This window comes from Nostoc sp. (assembly GCF_036917775.1).
Classification (GTDB): domain Bacteria; phylum Cyanobacteriota; class Cyanobacteriia; order Cyanobacteriales; family Nostocaceae; genus Nostoc.
This window is the reverse complement of the sequence record NZ_JBALEQ010000053.1, coordinates 1-18,224: the sequence shown is the minus strand read 5'-3', so window position 1 is coordinate 18,224 and position 18,224 is coordinate 1. Positions and strand designations below refer to the sequence as shown.

Below are 18,224 nucleotides of genomic sequence, written 5' to 3'. Positions count from 1 at the left end.
TTATTAATTTTTACCACGTAAATATATTGTTAGGCATTGGGAATTGGGAATTGTTATTTTCATTTTCCTTGTCCCCCTTGTCTCCCCCTGCTTCCCCTGCCCTCTGCTCCCCTGCCCCCACCCCTCCCCTAGTGGCTTAACTCACTGAGTTGTCAAACTTACGGTAATTTTTTATGAACCTAACGCCAGAAAGTAAAGTACTAATTCAAGGCTTTTGTGAATTTATATCAGGCACTCATGTTGCTCAAATGCAAGCTTATGGTACGAATTTGGTAGCAGGTGTCAATCCGGGATGTGGTGGACAGGAACTGCATGGACTGCCAGTATTTGACTTAGTAGAGGAGGTAATAGAAAAATTTGGGGTAATTGACACAACAATTATCTGTGTAGATCCTTACGACGTTCTAGATGCTGCATTAGAAGCGATCGCATCTCATATTAGCCAGATCATTATTATCACTGCTGGCGTGCCACCTTTGGATATGGTGCAATTACTCCGCAAAGCCGAAGCCTGTGAAACTTTGGTAATCGGGCCTAACAGTCCGGGGATCATTGTGCCGGGAAAAATTCTTTTAGGCACTCAACCTAGTGAGTTTTATACTCCTGGGGCAGTGGGAATCGTTAGTCGTAGTAGCACTCTCACCTACGAAGTCGCTTACGAATTAACAAAAGCAGGTTTGGGACAGTCGATTAGTGTCAGTATTGGTAGTGATGCGATCGTTGGTTCCTCCTTTCTCCAATGGTTGCAAATTCTGGATGAGGATGAAACTACAGAGGCGATCGTTTTAGTCGGTCAACCAGGTGGTGGTAGTGAAGAAGCAGCAGCTCGGTATATTGCTGAAGCAATTGATAAACCAGTAATTGCCTACATTGCAGGTAGACAAGCGCCACCAGGAAAAAGTTGGCGGCAAACTGGGACTTTAGCAACGGTTATCGGACGCGATCCTAACTTTGGGACAGCCCAAAGTAAATTAGCTGCTTTAAAAGAAGCAGAAGTTCCAGTAGCTGAACGCCCTTCTCAGATTCCAGAATTATTGAGAAAGGAAATTAATTAATTACAAAAAGCGAAGCAATAATCTGGCTTCGTCTGCCAGTTTTAATCCATGATTAATAGCGATCGCTCTCGACCTAATAATCTCGTCAAAAGTTCGCCCAAAGCTTTGCTCTAGGCAGTTGTGACGAGATTCGTTTTGCACTAGCTTTAACAACCTCCCGGCGATTAGACCAAAATGAAGTGCCGCTAAAGCAGCATAAGTAAAGCGCACAACACGCTCATCCCCATTCCACCCAGCAGAACGTAACCCCGTTAAATAACCATCAAGCACAAGTTTTTCCAGGGGTATCAGTAATGAGCCATCGACGAACAATAAGAAAACGCTGTCCAGCACCAAATTTATGATGTCTTCTCCCAAGACACCATAGCCAACAAAAGACCAATCGATGAGAACAGTCTGGTCATTGCCACCTGTGTTACGTCGAGAAAACAAGTTGTTAGGCGTAATATCAAAGTGGCAGAGTATATGGGGTGCTTTGTCCACAGCATCGAGAAGGATGTGGCGATCGCTCCACAAGTCCATGACGCGATCGCCGATATCTGGGGAAAATATCTGTTTTAGTAGTGGGTGCTGCCATACAGTAGGTTCTCGCAATGCTTCTAAAGCAGTACTATCGATATTAGATACCCATGCTCGATGCCAATCACGACTTAACCAAGGCTCAGAAGGCAATGATTGCGCCATTGCATAGCTTCCTTGTAAATAGCCAAGGTGACGGGCCGCTACACCAAAGCGCTCCATAGTCCAAGTAGTACCAGGACTGCCCTGAATATCTTCCAGCCACAGCCAGACGACATTAGGAGACAGTTCTGTAACCGCGAAACAACGGGGGGCTACTAAGTCGTCAGTCAAATTGTTGAGGATTCCTGATGTATATATCAACGCCTCGCGCTGCCAGTAATTCCAGTGTGTGGGGTCTTGAGAAGAATTGAAAATAGAGCCAGCAGTCTTTGGTTGTAAGTGCAAAATCTTCAGAATTACCGACCAAGATAATTGTTTGCTGCCATTGTTAGCAATACCAGTAATGCGCTGCAAACCGGCTGTAACGTTATTAATAATATGGTGAGCGATCGCTTCGGAGTGCCATTCGCCCAGAGTGGCAGTTTTACTGTCGAGTATACGACGGACAACGGTTGTTAATGTCACCTCATCAATTAGCGGATGCGCGGAAGGTGAATTCATTGGATCAATGCTTTCTAAAATTTCAACGTCTGACTGTAGATAGGACAAGGGAGAATTGTTAAACAAATTTCTCCCTTGTCTTATTTATGAAGACAATCTTTGAATACTGAATTAGCGTTCTAGTAAAGTGTCACCCCTTGGTTATAAGCATTGACAAAACTCGTGTAGTCGTACTCGACTTGAGTTGCATAGTCCAGTGCAAAGTTAACAATTTCGTTTTTGAATACAGCCTTGTTACTACCAATAACATCAGTAACTTCTTTGTCAACACTTACAGAAACGATCGCAGCATCGTAGTCTTTATCAGAGATTGCATGGTTCTTAGCAACTACTTTCCCTGCATATCCCATCGCATCCATGAATTTTGACTTAGTGGTTAGTAAAGTATAGTCAAAGTCCACTTGGTAGGGTGATTTTTCATGCAGCATAAAGGGAATGCTATTAACCGTAGTGTAGCCAACCAATGGATCGGTATTGGAGAGCATCGCTTTCGTGGCGATTGTCACCCGCGCCCCTTGGTTATTTCCGTAAACTGAAGTTGGTAGCAGACCTGGAACTGCGATCGCAACTGCGCTACTGCCTTCCTGTTTCATCTCCAAAATGCGATCGTCGTCTGTTGCTGAACTTGGGCCCTCAATCAGCAAGTAATAGCGGTACTTGCCAAGACTACCAGTGCCGGAACCTAATTTGAGGCGAATATCCTTGAGGGTGTAGTAACTATTGTTATAGCGCTTACTGCTAGAAATTGAGGCGATGTAGCTACTCATAGCTCCAGCAATGTCTGAATAGGTGCTGCTGGATACAGGCTGAAGTTCTGAAGTTGTCTGAAAGACTCGATTGTTACTAGTATTTAACTGAGTGTATTTCGTTAGCAAGCTAGAACGGCTCTTATCTGATGCACTTTGAATCAAATCTTTGACCACACCGTTCGTATTGCTGGATTCTAAACGATATGATAGTTCATCATTGGTTCCCTTAAAGTCGCTCATCTTATTGAGATAAGCATCTAAGAAATTCCGCACAATATCTTGAGCGTCACTTGAGCTAAGACCGTTCTCTTTAGCTGCCAACAGAATCGAGACTGCCATCCGTCGCAAGTCCCAAACGTAGGGGCCAAGATAGCCTTCATCAAAATCAGTGGTGTCAAAAACGTTATTGTCATTGCTATCTCTCATCCCCCCAAGATTTTGCAGATGCATATCTCCCTCTAACCAGATAGCTGAGGTTGAAGAATTTACAAAATTTGAGCTTGGTAAGGTCTGCATATCACGATAAAAAATGTGAGCTGTTCCCCGATAAAAGGCGAAGGGGCTAGCTGTCATCTTTTGCATCTTCGTTGCCAATTCTTGAGGCAATTGAGAAGCAAAGGGATGGTTGTATTGGTAAATTTCATTCTCTACCCAAGTTGAACGGGGAGTTGCAGCTTGAACGAGTGATATAAACCCCAAAGTTAAAATTAAGACAACTACAATTGCAGATATGTGTTTGCGTTTGAGCATGACAGTCTCTTAGGGGTAAAAAAAATGACTCTCGCTAGACTCTTGCTTAGAGGCAATCATCCAACAACAATTCTTTTACCACCTTAAGTCATCGCTTGAAAAGTGATTTAAGGCACAATGCAATAACTATTTATGGCAAAGAATTCAAAAAGATAAAATTATAAAGAACTGTCAGAACGTAATCATGTCAGCTATCCAAACAACTGTAGTTCTTGCCATGACGGTCGATGGAAAGATTAGCTCCGTAGATCCTCAAGCAGGTGGTAATGCCGATGCAGCCGATCAAGCACACGTGGAGTATGAAGTTTCACTTGCTGACCTAATCCTGGTAGGAGCAGGAACGATTCGGGCTGAAAACGCAATTTTTTCAATTCGCAATCCTGAATTGTTAGCAGCGCGTGAGGCTCGGGGTCAGTCTCGCCACCCCATTGTCTGCGTTGTCTCAGGTTCCCTTGACCTATCGCTGGACTTCCCTTTTTTGAGCGAGGACATTGAGCGATGGATATTTACGACACGAGCTGGTTTGGAGCGCAGTTCTGATACAACAAGTTTGCAAAAACTGGCTGAATTAATTGATTTAGGAGATACAGACCTAGACTGGAATCGAGCCTACAGCTTGATGGCAGAGCGGGGTATTCACAAGGTCGTTGCTTTGGGAGGAGGCTATTTAACAGCTTCTCTAGTAAAAGCTGGGCGAATTGACGATTGGTGGTTGACAATCTGGCCTGTCATTTATGGAGGAAAGGACGCTCCTACCCCGGTGGAGGGAGAGGGTTTTATTTCCACTGCTGCTCCTCATCTGGAACTCCTCGAAACTCGGCAAGTTGGAAGTGAGTTGTTTTTACACTACCAGACGATCAAGTAAGAATGCGCTGTCATAATTACAACTAAAAAGCGCCCTCCCGAAGTGGGAGAGCGCTTTATTATTTAGCTAATAGAGTTAATGGTTGAGAATTAACCGTTGATAGCAGGAGCGCTAAGAGCAACAGGAGCAGATTCAGCAGATGCCAAATCTAGAGGGAAGTTGTGAGCGTTACGCTCGTGCATTACTTCCATACCCAGGTTAGCGCGGTTGATTACATCCGCCCAAGTTGCAATCACACGACCTTCAGAGTCAATGATTGATTGGTTGAAGTTGAAACCGTTCAAGTTGAACGCCATTGTGCTTACACCCAAGGCGGTGAACCAGATGCCGATTACAGGCCATGCTGCGAGGAAGAAGTGCAGTGAACGGCTGTTGTTGAAGGAAGCGTATTGGAAGATTAGACGACCGAAGTAGCCGTGAGCTGCAACGATGTTGTAGGTTTCTTCTTCTTGACCGAATTTGTAACCGTAGTTTTGTGACTCGGTTTCGGTTGTTTCACGAACCAAGGAAGAAGTTACAAGTGAACCGTGCATTGCAGAGAACAAGCTTCCGCCGAATACACCAGCTACACCTAGTTGGTGGAAGGGGTGCATCAAGATGTTGTGTTCTGCTTGGAACACGATCATGAAGTTGAATGTTCCTGAGATTCCTAAAGGCATACCGTCAGAGAAGGAACCTTGTCCGATGGGGTATACCAAGAATACTGCGGTTGCTGCTGCAACAGGTGCAGAATATGCGATCGCAATCCAAGGACGCATACCTAAGCGGTAGGATAGTTCCCATTCACGACCTAAGTAGCAGAATACGCCAATCAGGAAGTGGAAAATTACCAATTGGTAAGGACCACCGTTGTACAACCACTCATCAAGAGATGCTGCTTCCCAAATTGGGTAGAAGTGCAAGCCGATAGCGTTTGAGGAAGGTACTACTGCACCAGAGATGATGTTGTTTCCGTAGATTAAGGAACCTGCTACTGGTTCGCGGATACCATCGATGTCTACTGGAGGAGCGGCGATGAAGGCGATTACGAAGCAAGCGGTAGCTGCTAGCAAGGTGGGGATCATGACTACGCCGAACCAACCGATGTAGATGCGGTTGTTGGTGCTGGTGATCCACTCACAGAATCGATCCCATACGTTAGCGCTTGAGCGCTGTTGTAAGGTTGTTGTCATTGTTTTATAAATGCGATTATTTGCGGATGAATTAGGTAGGTTTGACTACCTGTTACACATCTTAAAGAGTTTATTGCGTTTTGTAAAGTACTTTCAGAAAAAACTTTCTCTTGGAGTTTTCGCACCCGCAACAGAATCCCCAACTCTGTGAAAAAAGTAGACTATCAATATCTACGACGGGCTACCCTACACACTTTTTTCATTTAGGTGCGTTGCCCCCAATTCTCACACTTGTTGCTGGGATTGAACTTTGATAATAAAGAGAAGAAATTTTAATTTGCAGCTGGCTGCTGACTGGGTATTGCCTCTACGCCCACTTCTGGTAAAGGTGGACGCACACACAAATAAATCAAGGGGCCGAATAGCGGTATCAACGCTATGAACCAGAATATCTGTGGATTTTTCCAACCGCGACGCGCCATATCATCCCCTAGCAAAGCAGGAAATAAGAGACAAAGCAGGGAAAAATCTAAACTCATTACATTGATAAAGCGGTTTGTTTGCCACTGTTGCACAAAATTGCCCCAATCTCCTCCTTTTAATCCGTAGGCAACTAGAAGAACTGTGGCTACAGTCAACACGATCCCAGTCACATGAGAATCTAGCAGCTTGATTAAGATATTCTTTTTACCAACAAACTGATTATTTGGTTCTCTAAGAACTAAGTAGGGTAACAATGCAAAGATCCCGACTCCGAAAGAGGCAGTAGCAAATAGCCAAGCAGGTATTTTTTGTCCTCTGCCATCAATAAACACTACTGCACTGTAGATGAGAGGCCAGATACCCATGAGGTTGAATAGTGCTATTACTAACGGGTTAACGCCTTGCCACTGTCCAGTAGAAAGGTTTTTAATCAACTCGAATGTACCGGGTTGCTCAGGAGGTGCGAGGAAAAAAGCATAAATAACGAATCCTAACCACAGGAAGCCAAAGGCAATTTTTCTAACCATGAAATATTTAAGTAGGATTAATTATTAATTTTGCCACTACAAATTGGGCTATCTACCTGCGATCGCATTATTCATTCATCTAGACTCGTAGCAGCTTATCCTTAAACCTTAAGCTTTTACGCAAATAAGATTGCACATCGACTGGTGAGGTTGTCCTTTGTCAATTGTCCTTTGTCCTTGGTAAAGACAAATGACTAATGACTAATGACGGTCTACACAGAAAATATTGCAATATGTAGGCGCGTTAACTTACCTTAAGAATTGAAATAACTGAAGGCTTCAGAGAGGTAATCAGCAGCAGATGCCACAACTGCGATCGCACTTTCATAATCTAAGCGCGTTGGCCCCAAAACTCCCACACTTCCTACAGGTATGGAACCTCGGCGATAGTTCGAAGAAATCAAAGTGCAGGTGCGTATCGGTTCTAAGGGATTTTCTGCGCCAATGCGAACCGTTACCCTTGACTTACCAGTATCCTCCGGTTCTGGTTCCTCAAATATTAATCGCCATAGTTGGTCTTGTTCTTCTTCCAGCAGGTGGATAATCGTTTGTACCTGCTGTAACTGGGAAAATTCTGGCTGGCGCAAAACTTCTGACACACCCCGAACCATAATTTGTGTAGCAGTCGGCGCAAGAGTGCGACGAGTCAATTCGGCAACTGAATTTTTCAAGAATTCACCGTAGCGTTGGAATTCCTGATCTAGTTCGCTCCAGTCGAGGTTGGCTAATTCCAACAGACTTCGCCCCCGCAAGTGGGTATTCAAAAAGTTAGAAACAATCTGCAACTCGCGATCGACTACCTCTGAATCTCGTTGTGTCTCTTCTGGTATTGGCGACAAATCCATTAACTTGGAATGTGTCTCATAACCATCGGTAACAACAATTAACATGATCCGCCCAGCTTCAATTTGTACTAATTGCAGATGTCGCAATAGTGCTGTTGTAGTTTGCGGCATAGTTATCAAGCTAATGCAACCACTCAAGGTTGCTAAAATTTGCGCGGCTCCTTGCAGTAGGCTTTCTAAACTCCGATCTTCCCACTGGAGATGCTTTTGTAATGCCATCTCTATTTCTCGCCCTAAAGTTTCTGTCCGCGTAGCGTCTGTCTGCGACACGCTACGCGAACGCAGAGAAGGTGTAATTAGCTGGTCAACATAAATGCGATAGCCTGAATCTGAAGGTACACGTCCAGCAGAAGCGTGTGGTTGGTAGAGTAATCCAGATTTTTCTAAAACGCCCATCACATTACGAATTGTGGCTGAACTTACACCCAGGTCGTACTCTTCGCCCAAAGCCTTTGAACCAACAGGCTCTGCCGTAGCAATGTAGTGACGTACCGTTGCCCAAAGTATATGCTGTTGCCGATTTGTTAACTGGACTTCCATAGGATATGTTTTGCTAGAGGCAAATTTTAATCAAAGTCTGGAGAAATTTCTGGATTTGTTTGATTTAAACAAGAAATATTAATAATTTATTAAGATAACAAATTATAGAATTATATTGTGATAATTAATTTTAAGGTTCGTGTAGACCATTCTTGAAAAGTGCGCTCTCAATAGAATCTAGGCTTTGCATCAAAAGCTAAGAGTTTGAATTTACAACATTCTTTTCTGCCTTATTTTTGCATAATTCTACACTTATAAAAGTATTGTTGTATACGTATTTTTGCGGCTATTGCAGCTAAGATTAGGGTCAAAAAGTTGCGTAAGTTGTGTAGCCAGTGGAGAAAGTTACAAACTTTTCTGACGAGTCCCTAAACTAATTTAGTGCTATTTTCACAATAGCAAAAGCCAGATGGAATTAAGTTCCATCTGAGTAATGCACCTAAACAAAAGCTAATATTGGGGAATTGAATGGTCTACTAAGATGGAGTAAGCATCAATACCACCCGAAATATTTTGCACATTTGTAAAACCTTGAGCAATTAACCACTGACACATCTGGGCAGAGCGAATACCGTGGTGGCATAGCACAAGGGTTTCAGCTTGAGGATTGAAGAGGGTAGGTATTTCATGTCCCCATTCGGCAAATTGACTCAAGGGTAGGTTGACAAAGCCCTCAATGTTAGCGATAGCCAATTCTTCTGGTTCTCGGACATCCACTAGCTGTATACTTCCATCACCAGAGGAAAGACGTTGTGCCAGTTCTTCTACACTAATCTGGTTCATGGGTTGACTAAAAGAATTCCCTATAAACAGTCCTAATCTTATTTATGGTGACAGAAAATCTCTGCCTTTGCATGAGTATCGATTCTCAAGAAGGCTGATAAATTCTGTTAGGCTTTCTGCTTAAATGGCTGTAAACCGTCTTTTTTTAAAGGTTTAATGTGAATAGGCAACGTTCATTTATTGGTTTTATCGTAGCAGGTGCGATCGCATTGCTAATTGCGATCGCTGGGCTTTACTGGTTTTTCGCCAAAAATCCGGCTAACCTCATTGCTTCTACCTCTGAGCCTGGTGCAGCCATATTCGTATCAAAACTTTCGCCAGCAATGGTTTCACTGCTGACAAATCCCGATCGGTTGCAGGCGTTGGAACGTGAAGAGGAACTATCTAAACTCAAAACCAGTTTATTAGCCAAAAGTGGCATAGATTATAAACAAGACGTTCAACCCTGGTTAGGGAATGAAATTACATTAGCTATCACCACCTTAGATATTGATCGGGACTTAGAAAACGGACAGCAGCCAGGGTATCTGTTAGCACTAGCAACCAAGCAACCTGAGAAAAGCCGCGAGTTTTTAGAGTTGTTATTTTCCAAACGGGCGTTATCTGGCGCAACCTTAGCTGTTGAAGAATATAAAGGCGTAAAGCTGATTTCTGATAATTCTCAACCAGAGAAGGATTTACTTGCAGGTGCGGTTGTTGGTGAAGGCTTTGTGTTGTTTGCCAACGATCCGAAAGTCTTGAAGGACGCGATCAATAACGTCCAAGCGCCCGATCTGAATTTGACTAGCTCCCCCGAATACCAAAAAGCTACCAAAGAACTGCCCAAAGGGGGTTTAGCTGTAGCGTTCTTAAATCTTCCCGTTGTAGCAAAATGGCAAGGCTTAGAATTGTCAGAACAACTTTATAACAGTGAAATTATTTCTCTGGCGTTGAATCCCAAAGGATTGCTAGCAGAAACTACATTTTTGACTTCATCAGAAATTCTCACTCCATCTGCACCCCTATCTAAACCTGTGGAAGCATTGCAGTATGTTCCAGCGTCGGCAGGTTTGGCAATTTCTGGCTCAAATTTGAGTAACTTGGCTGAGAGCGATTTAGCCAAACTCTGGAGACAAGCAACAGCTACTATATATGGTTCTGGGGAAGATGTGGTTTCTCGGTTAGCCAAACCTTTAGTAGATGTTCAAAAACGCTGGGGAATAAACTTACCAGAAGATATTTTCAGTTGGGTACAGGGAGAATATGCGATCGCATTGTTACCTGAGAAAGAGCAAACAACCCCTCATTGGATTTTTGTGGTGGAAAAATCCGAGAGTGTAGAACAAGGTATTGCTCGTTTGGATGCGATCGCATCATCCAATGGACTCAGCATTAATGCCCTGACTATAGATAAGCAAAAAGTCTCCGCTTGGACAGAGTTAACTACGGCGGCTAAAAAAGGTGATGCTAAAGAAGGAGCATCTTTCAGTATTGAAACAAAAGTGCGAGGATTGCATACAACTTTAGGAAATTATGAAATTTTCACTTCTGACTTAGAAACGATAAATGAAATTATCACAACTAAGAATAATTCCTTAATTGACAATCCTAATTTCCAAGATAGTATTGCTGCAATTCCCTTACCAAACCAAGGCTATATATATCTTGACTGGACAAAAAGCCAGAATTTGTTAGAGCGTCAAGTACCGATTCTCAAGCTAGCGGAAGTTTTAGGGAAACCGTTTTTTGATAATTTGCGATCGCTCACAGTCAGCAGTTATGGAACTGACACGCGATCGCTCAAAGGCGGCGTTTTCTTCCAACTCAAGAATTCATGAAATTTTCATAAAAGCTCAAGTGCAGAAGGTAAAAACTATTTTACCTTCTGCATTCTTTTATCATAAATTAAAAATAAAACTAGAAGTGATACCATGAAATACACGTATATTTTAAGAGTTGATTGTGGAAAAGACAAAATAAAAATAGTCAGTGATATTTTGGGTGTTGATACCAATTCCAATAATTATTGGGAGCAAATACTTATTGAAGAAGCTTTAGACCCTCCAGTAAATTTTGTAGATAGATTTTTCAAGATTATAGAAGGCAAATATCAGAAGCTTTCTATGGTTGGAGTTCACAAAAATGATATACAGCACTTCCGGCAGCTATGAGGTACATCCTAAAAGCTGAAAGCGATTATAGGAAAGGGGCAAGGAGAAAACTATATTGCATAATAGCCGGAAGCGCTGTATCCGTGTGGATATATTATGAATATGATGAACAGTGTAATATGTCATTTTCACCTGAAGATATGAAACGTCTAGGAGACAATCAAATTACTTTATGTATTTCATGCTGGGAAGCGCATAGCAAAAATGCTCATAGCAATCATAAACTTTAGATCAAGAAATAGCCTAGCAATTAGCTGTTTGCTTTAAAAACCCTTTATTGTGGCACATTTTAATGTGGCACAACCAACGGAAATTTCACTGGAATTTTTTCATTAGAATATGTATATATCATTACTAACTTAACAGCCTGTTGGAGGGCTACTATGAAATTTTGTCGCCCCCGACTTGAGTTTAGCGTCGGCTGGTTGTTGGCTATACTTGCCACCATCACAGCTACACCTGTAATAGCAGAGACAGCAGCGAATTTTGGTACTTTTACCGTGTCAACAAACTCTAATCCAGCACAAGGAACAGTGCAGGGGTTTACAGGTGGTTCTTACTCATTGTCTGCCATAAGTAACCGCGATCGCGACCAAAAAGCCTGTATTGGTTTTGCCGATCCTAATCCAGATCACATTATGGTTTTGGAAAATGACTTTTCCCAGCTAACAATCAAAGTCGATAGCAACAATACCGACACGACTTTACTCATTCAAGGCCCAGATCAAAATACGATTCGCTGCGGCGATGATACTGGCAAAAGAAAAGATGCTAGCGTTAGCGATCGCAACTGGAAAAAAGGTATTTATCGGATTTGGGTAGGTACATTTAATTCTGGGGTCAAGCGTGATTATACTCTGGCAGTAGAGCAGCAGTGAAGTGGGGAAGAAGCAAGGGAGCAGGGGGTAGGGAAGCAGGGGGCAGAGGAGTGTGGGGAGTGTGGGGGGTAAGACTTCTTCCCCATCCTCCCACACCTCCCACACCCCTTGGATTTCTCACAAGTGAGAAATCCAGGCTAATGCCCAATTCCCAATTCCCAATTTTTATGTGCAACACCTGAGACGATAATATGGGAGAGTAGCTTGTTGTGCTTTCCGAGGGTGCTATCTCGTGCTATCTATACTGATTGCTGACTTTCGTATCATATTTGAACGTGACCCAGCTGCCCGTAACTGGTTGGAAGTTTTATTTTGTTACCCTGGTTTGCAAGCCCTGCTATTCCATAGGCTGGCTCACTGGCTGTATGCTCTTGGTTTTCCTTTTATTCCTCGCCTGATTTCTCACTTGGCTCGGTTTTTGACTGGAATTGAAATCCACCCTGGGGCAACAATTGGGCAAAGTGTGTTTATTGACCACGGCATGGGTGTAGTAATTGGTGAAACTGCGATCGTGGGAGACTATGCCCTAATTTATCAAGGTGTCACCCTTGGAGGTACTGGTAAAGAATGTGGTAAGCGTCATCCAACTGTAGGTGAAAACGTCGTAGTCGGGGCTGGAGCAAAGGTACTGGGCAATATCCAAATTGGTAATAATGTTCGTATTGGCGCTGGGTCTGTTGTTCTAAGGGATGTACCTTCAGACTGTACTGTGGTAGGAGTGCCTGGGCGCATCATGTATCGTTCTGGAGTTCGGGTTTCACCTCTTGAACACAATAACTTACCAGATTCAGAAGCTCAAGTAATTCGCGCTTTAGTAGACCGGATTGAGGCGTTGGAAGAACAAATACAAACTCTTGGGCGCACCAATTCTTCAGAAAAAACTCCTGTTTTAGTGGGTTGTTTAGCCACCAAAGAGGATGAGCCAACCCACGATACTCGCTGGTGCAACCTCAAAGATAAGACCATCCAGCAATTTTTAGATGGTGCTGGCATTTAGTTAAAAGTCAAGGGTTAAGGGTAGAATGGCACGCTTGTTAATCGCAAAGCCCTGATATAACTTGCTTTTTGAGTGTGGGGAGTGTGGGGAGTGTGGGGGGTAAGACTTCTTCCCCGTCCTCCCACACCTCCCACACCCTGCCAGCAAGGAGGTTTCAGCTTTTCTATTAGTGCCATTCGGTTAAGGGTCAATCTTTAGCCCTTTCAAGGTGACTCGTAAAATCTCTTATTTTTTCTCAGCGATCTCTGTGCCTCTGTGGTTTAAAAGTATTTTTTCTAACCACTGAGATGCAGAGGACACAGAGTATAGAGCTTAAAGAGGAATCTATTTTGCAAAATTTTTACGCACCTTGGAAGGGGTAGGGTGAATCTTTTGACTCTTTACAAAATCACGGATTAATTGCTTCGCTAGACCACTCTTGCTGGTGATTAAGGTGGTAAAGCCATCGATTTTGTGGTTCGCCGCGTAATTCTAAATGGTCTACTTGCACCGGATCGAGTAGCAGGAGACAAAAATTAGGGAGTGGCTCAATAGGATCGGGTGGTGATGGCTCAAAGGCTCCTGCTTCTTTGATTCTGGGTTTACCAGGATGCGGCCAACCAAACTGTAAACGCGCCGCATCACTTAATTCTTGCCACATTGCGATCCGGGCTGGCTGTAAATCTTGATGAGAATCATCACTGCTGATTAAGGTCAAATCGCCAGCCATACGGAATTGTTCTCGTGTATTGGGGAAGTACCAACAAATTTCTGCCCAAGGTTGTTGCTGTATCTGGTCGGCTTTGGCGCTACGAGTATCAGTGATAAATCTTAGCTGGTTTGTATCTTCCAGGAAGCCGCGAAAGACTAGGGTACGATTGGCGGGGCGACCATTGGGTTGGACTGTTGCTAGTTGCAGGTAACGGGCATAAACAAGGCTGCGGTTGCGATGGAGTGCATGAGCGATCGCACCTCGCCAAGGAGCAAGAGACATATCAATTAAAAATTAAAAATTAAAAGTTAAAAATGAACAAAGTCAGATTAAATCTGGGTTTCCAGGTTTGGGTCTGTTGTCTTATTTTAGACAATTGGTACAACACTAAGTAAATAATTTTGCTGTCTCTGTGTCTTTGGGTGAGTATTATCCTTATTTCAACGCAGAATATATAGTATGTTGTATAAATTCGTAGATGAGCTATGGCGGGAATTCAAGTTGGAATTGAAGGGGAAGGCGCACCAGCAGCAGCCGAGGCTTTGCTAGAAATTCCTGGAATATCGGGAAGCTATGAAGTTCCGACGCAAAGGGAGGGAACATTAGCTGCGATCGCTACTATTATTACCATTGTGGGTGGTGTTGCGGCTTTAGCTGAACAAATTCGCAAATGGTATCAAGAATGGCATAAATCCCATCCAGGGAAGCAATTTGATGTGGTAATTCTTGACCCTGAGACTGGAAACAGGATTTTACTCGAAGACGCTACTATAGAGGAAATCACGGAAATCCTCAAATCTATCAGCAAATAAGTGCAAACTATCCGCATTCAACTTCGGGAAAGTACGCAGGAAACAGTTGAACTCAGGTATTGGCTACCTCAAATAAAGCACTATGAATCACGTTGTTTGAAATTAGCAGAAATCGCTGATTTCCTCAAGCAAGGTGAACGAGATTATTATAAACTGCTGCCCAATTTACCAGGAATGGGGAAGCAGTTATTTTTTTGGTTGGATGGGGATGGACGCTGGTTGAGTCGGGGAATTGCTAACTGTCGCGGTGAGGGGTTGGTAATTGCCATTGATACTGGGAAACAACTGGCACATCTACCTTGGGAAGTGCTGCATGATGGTGCGGATTTTTTGGTGAAGCGGGTGAATCCAGTGGTGTTACCTCTGCGCTGGATTGAGAAAGAAACGGAACCGTTTTCTGTGGAAGCACGACAATTGCGAGTATTGTTTATGGCAACCGATCCGGAAGATGTGGAACCAAAGTTAGAGTTTGAACAGGAAGAAGCGATAATTCTGGCTGATACGCGAGATTTTGCTGTAGATTTGCGGGTGGAAGAAAGCGGTTGCGTTAGCGAGTTGGGTAAGGTGTGGAGTCGCTATTTTAGTCAATATTTTAATGGCTTTGATGTGTTTCACCTCACAGGACACGCCTCAATTAAAGCTGAAGCACCTTACACGCCTTACTTTATCACTGAGACGGAAATCGGGGAACGCCACGAAACCACAGCCGCAGAACTGGCCGAAGTCTTCCGGTTTCGCTTTCCCAAATTGGTGTTTTTATCTGGGTGTCGGACTGGACAAGCACCAGATAAAGGGGCTGTCCCTTCAATGGCTGAGGCACTAATTGCACAAGGGGCTAGGGCGGTTTTAAGTTGGGGGCGGCCTGTGGAAGATCGGACAGCTACAGCCGCCGCCGCGCACCTCTACGGCAAATTGGCAGCCGGATATCAATTAGCTGAAGCACTCGCTAGCACTTACCAGCAGTTGTTTAAACAGAATGTGCGGGACTGGCATTTGTTGCGGTTATATGTCCAGGGAGAATGTCCCGGTGCGTTGGTGGATGTGGTGGGAGATGTGCCACCCTCAGCGCCGGAACCTGCATACCAACAGTTTTTAGATCCCGATACCCAACTGGTGCGGGTGGCGAAACCCTCTGAGTTTGTTGGGAGACGACGGAATTTGCAACGTTGTCTCAAAGCTATTCGCACTTCATTAGGGGTACTAATTCACGGACTGGGGGGTGTGGGTAAGAGTACTGTGACGGCGCGACTTCTGGAAAGGATGGTTGGCTATCACAGGCTGGTGAACTTTCGGCAACTGGATGAGGACAAACTGCTCAAAACCCTTGCTGAACAATGTACCTCGGAACGGGGGCATGAAATTCTCAATGGCAAGTTACCGTTGATGCAGCGCCTCACCAAGTTTTTCACTGAAGGACTGAATACCAAAGAACAGCGATTTGTTTTTGTGCTGGATGACTTTGAGGCGAATTTGGATTTACGAAATGGGGTTTATGTCTTGCAACCACAAGTTGTGGATGTTCTGCTGGCGTTGCTGAAGGCGATGCAAAATTCCCAACTTCCCCACAAGGTAATTATTACCTGTCGCTACAATTTCACATTGTCGGAACTGAATCATCGTCTGTACCGCGAACCTCTGGGGGCTTTGGCTGGGGCAGATTTAATTAAAAAGTATAATCGTCTGGATTCGTTTAATGGCAGTTGGCAATTTCAGCCAGATTTGCCCGAACGTGCCAAACAAGCAGCAGATGGAAATCCTCGGCTGTTGGAATGGTTAGATAAGATTTTGCAAAATTCCCCGAAGTCGCCAGAAGCCGAGAGGGGAGTTGAGATGATTCTGCAAAAGATGGCAGATAAGGAAAAGGAATTTCGTGAGGATATTTTGGCACAGGAATTGCTGAAGCAGCAAACTCCAGCTTTGCGTCTTATGCTGGGGAAGTTGTTGGTGTATGAGTTACCTGTTCCTCTAGCTGCTATTGACCCGATTTGTGAGGATATCTCAAGTTGGGAAAGTCATAAGCAACGCGCTGAAATTTTGGGTTTGTTGGAAGTGACGCTTACCAACAACACAGAGAGGTTGTATCGTGTTCCCCGAATTTTGTCACCGTTGCTAGAGTTTCCAGAAAACCCCAAGGGTGAAGACTTGTATAAACAAGCTGCACAAATTTTGTATCGCCTGTGGTGGGAAGAGAAGAAAGGTGCAATGGAAGCACAAACTTTAGAAATTCATCGGTTGGCGTTGTTGGGGAAGGATGAAGACATTGCGGGGAAAATAGCTAGTTCATTGGCGATATACTTGCGGAATCAAAGTCGATTTCGGGAAGCAATACATCTGTGCAAATCAACTTTAGAAATTACTAAAAACCATAGTGTTCTCAGAGAAATTGCTTGTTGCGAACACACAATGGGTGAAGTTGATCAAGCATTAAACTATTACGAACAAGCTTTAAATCTTTGTCCCACAGAAGACGAAGCAAAATTAGCGTCAATTTATCATCATTTAGGGATACTAAAAGCAGACAAAGGGGAAGTGGATGAAGCGATCGCACTCTACAATCAGTCTTTAGAAATAACTCAACGCATTGGAAATGTCCAAGGCAAAGCGGCGACGTTGAACCAACTGGGACGTATCTACGCCAACAAAGGGGATGTGGATCAAGCAATTGCACTTTTCAATCAGTCTTTGTCAATAAAAGAACGCGTTGGAGATGTCCAAGGCAAAGCGGCAACGTTGCATCAACTGGGACGTATCTACGCCAACAAAGGGGATGTGGATCAAGCGATCGCACTCTACAATCAGTCTTTGGAGATAAGTGAACGCATTGGTGATGTCCAAGGCAAAGCGGCGACGTTGCAGCAACTCGGATGTATCTACGCCAACAAAGGGGAAGTGGATCAAGCGATCGCACTCTACAATCAGTCTTTGGAAATAGATGAACGCATTGGTTATGTCCTAGGCAAAGCAGGGACATTGCACAATTTAGCAGCTATCTTCGCCGACCAAGGGGAAGTGGATCAAGCGATCGCACTCTACAATCAGTCTTTGGAGATAAATGAACGCATTGGAAATGTCCAAGACAAAGCAGCGACGTTGAATCAACTCGGACGTATCTACGCTAACAAAGGGGATGTGGATCAAGCGATCACACTTTTCAATCAGTCTTTGGAAATCAAGGAACGCATTGGTGATGTCCGAGGTAAAGCGGCGACGTTGCACAATCTGGGATATATCTACGCCGACAAAGGGGAAGTGGATGAAGCGATCGCACTCTACAATCAGTCTTTGGAAATAAATGAAAGCATTGGAAATGTCCAAGGCAAAGCAGGGACATTGCACAATTTAGCAGCTATCTACGCCGACAAAGGGGAAGTGGATGAAGCGATCGCACTTTTCAATCAGTCTTTGGAAATATTTGAACGCATTGGTAATGTCAAAGGTAAAGCGGCGACGTTGCACAATCTAGCAGATATCTACGCCAACAAAGGGGAAGTGGATGAAGCGATCGCACTCTACAATCAGTCTTTGGAAATATTTGAACGCATTGGTGATGTCCAAGGCAAAGCGGCGACGTTGCACGAACTGGGACGTATCCACGCCAACAAAGGGGAAGTGGATGAAGCGATCGCACTTTTCAATCAGTCTTTGGAAATATTTGAACGCATTGGAGATGTCCAAGGCAAAGCGGTGACGTTGCAATGGCTGGGGTATCTACGCCAACAAAGGGGAAGTGGATGAAGCGATCGCACTTTTCAATCAGTCTTTGGAAATATTTGAACGCATTGGAGATGTCCAAGGCAAAGCGGTG

General features: G+C 43.9%; 14 protein-coding genes and 1 pseudogene. 8 read left to right on the top strand and 7 right to left on the bottom strand.

Features of this window, described 5'->3' with window-relative positions; genetic code table 11:
• Positions 1-173 precede the first annotated feature (173 nt).
• A complete protein-coding gene (locus V7K69_RS08395; protein ID WP_335033184.1) occupies positions 174-1,055 on the top strand; it encodes a succinate--CoA ligase subunit alpha in 882 nt (293 codons plus the stop codon).
• On the opposite strand, the gene V7K69_RS08390 is transcribed toward V7K69_RS08395, so the two are convergent.
• Both V7K69_RS08390 and V7K69_RS08385 read right to left on the bottom strand, forming a co-directional pair.
• Positions 1,056-2,237, bottom strand: coding sequence for a phosphotransferase (locus tag V7K69_RS08390; RefSeq protein WP_335033182.1), 1,182 nt, complete (start codon positions 2,235-2,237; stop codon positions 1,056-1,058).
• A gap of 119 nt (positions 2,238-2,356) precedes the next feature.
• Complete coding sequence (locus tag V7K69_RS08385; protein ID WP_335033180.1) at positions 2,357-3,736, bottom strand: DUF2252 domain-containing protein; 1,380 nt, start codon at positions 3,734-3,736, stop codon at positions 2,357-2,359.
• Between the two features lie 184 nt (positions 3,737-3,920).
• Between V7K69_RS08385 and V7K69_RS08380 the strand changes: the two genes are divergently transcribed.
• Complete coding sequence (locus V7K69_RS08380; RefSeq protein WP_335033178.1) at positions 3,921-4,601, top strand: RibD family protein; 681 nt, start codon at positions 3,921-3,923, stop codon at positions 4,599-4,601.
• Positions 4,602-4,690: 89 nt separating this feature from the next.
• On the opposite strand, the gene psbA is transcribed toward V7K69_RS08380, so the two are convergent.
• The 4 genes from psbA to V7K69_RS08360 form a co-directional block, all read right to left on the bottom strand.
• Positions 4,691-5,773: a photosystem II q(b) protein gene (psbA, locus tag V7K69_RS08375; protein ID WP_159402515.1), complete on the bottom strand. Its 1,083-nt coding sequence runs from the start codon at positions 5,771-5,773 to the stop codon at positions 4,691-4,693.
• Positions 5,774-6,045: 272 nt separating this feature from the next.
• Positions 6,046-6,723, bottom strand: a complete 678-nt coding sequence (locus V7K69_RS08370; RefSeq protein ID WP_335033176.1) for a DUF2834 domain-containing protein — start codon at positions 6,721-6,723, stop codon at positions 6,046-6,048.
• A gap of 254 nt (positions 6,724-6,977) precedes the next feature.
• Positions 6,978-8,108 (bottom strand): heat-inducible transcriptional repressor HrcA, encoded by a 1,131-nt coding sequence (hrcA, locus tag V7K69_RS08365; protein ID WP_335033174.1) that lies wholly within the window; start codon positions 8,106-8,108, stop codon positions 6,978-6,980.
• Positions 8,109-8,558: 450 nt separating this feature from the next.
• Positions 8,559-8,891: a rhodanese-like domain-containing protein gene (locus V7K69_RS08360; protein WP_012411996.1), complete on the bottom strand. Its 333-nt coding sequence runs from the start codon at positions 8,889-8,891 to the stop codon at positions 8,559-8,561.
• A gap of 158 nt (positions 8,892-9,049) precedes the next feature.
• On the opposite strand from V7K69_RS08360, the gene V7K69_RS08355 reads away from it, so the two are divergent.
• The 4 genes from V7K69_RS08355 (at position 9,050) to cysE (ending at position 12,916) form a co-directional block, all read left to right on the top strand.
• On the top strand, positions 9,050-10,708 hold the full coding sequence (locus tag V7K69_RS08355; RefSeq protein ID WP_335033171.1) for a DUF3352 domain-containing protein: 1,659 nt from the start codon (positions 9,050-9,052) through the stop codon (positions 10,706-10,708).
• Positions 10,709-10,801: 93 nt separating this feature from the next.
• A complete protein-coding gene (locus tag V7K69_RS08350) occupies positions 10,802-11,041 on the top strand; it encodes a hypothetical protein (RefSeq protein WP_335033169.1) in 240 nt (79 codons plus the stop codon).
• Between the two features lie 383 nt (positions 11,042-11,424).
• Entirely contained in the window at positions 11,425-11,919 is a 495-nt protein-coding gene (locus V7K69_RS08345; protein ID WP_335033167.1) for a hypothetical protein, read from the top strand.
• A gap of 232 nt (positions 11,920-12,151) precedes the next feature.
• The gene (gene cysE / locus V7K69_RS08340; protein WP_335033165.1) at positions 12,152-12,916 is read left to right on the top strand and encodes a serine O-acetyltransferase; all 765 of its coding nucleotides are present in this window, start codon (positions 12,152-12,154) and stop codon (positions 12,914-12,916) included.
• 388 nt (positions 12,917-13,304) lie between these two features.
• Here cysE and V7K69_RS08335 read toward each other — a convergent pair whose 3' ends face one another.
• The gene (locus tag V7K69_RS08335; RefSeq protein WP_335033163.1) at positions 13,305-13,889 is read right to left on the bottom strand and encodes an Npun_F5749 family FMN-dependent PPOX-type flavoprotein; all 585 of its coding nucleotides are present in this window, start codon (positions 13,887-13,889) and stop codon (positions 13,305-13,307) included.
• Positions 13,890-14,092: 203 nt separating this feature from the next.
• On the opposite strand from V7K69_RS08335, the gene V7K69_RS08330 reads away from it, so the two are divergent.
• Together V7K69_RS08330 and V7K69_RS08325 are read left to right on the top strand one after the other, a co-directional pair.
• A complete protein-coding gene (locus tag V7K69_RS08330; RefSeq protein ID WP_335033161.1) occupies positions 14,093-14,419 on the top strand; it encodes a hypothetical protein in 327 nt (108 codons plus the stop codon).
• Positions 14,420-18,224, top strand: a pseudogene (locus V7K69_RS08325) (tetratricopeptide repeat protein); the annotation flags it as partial.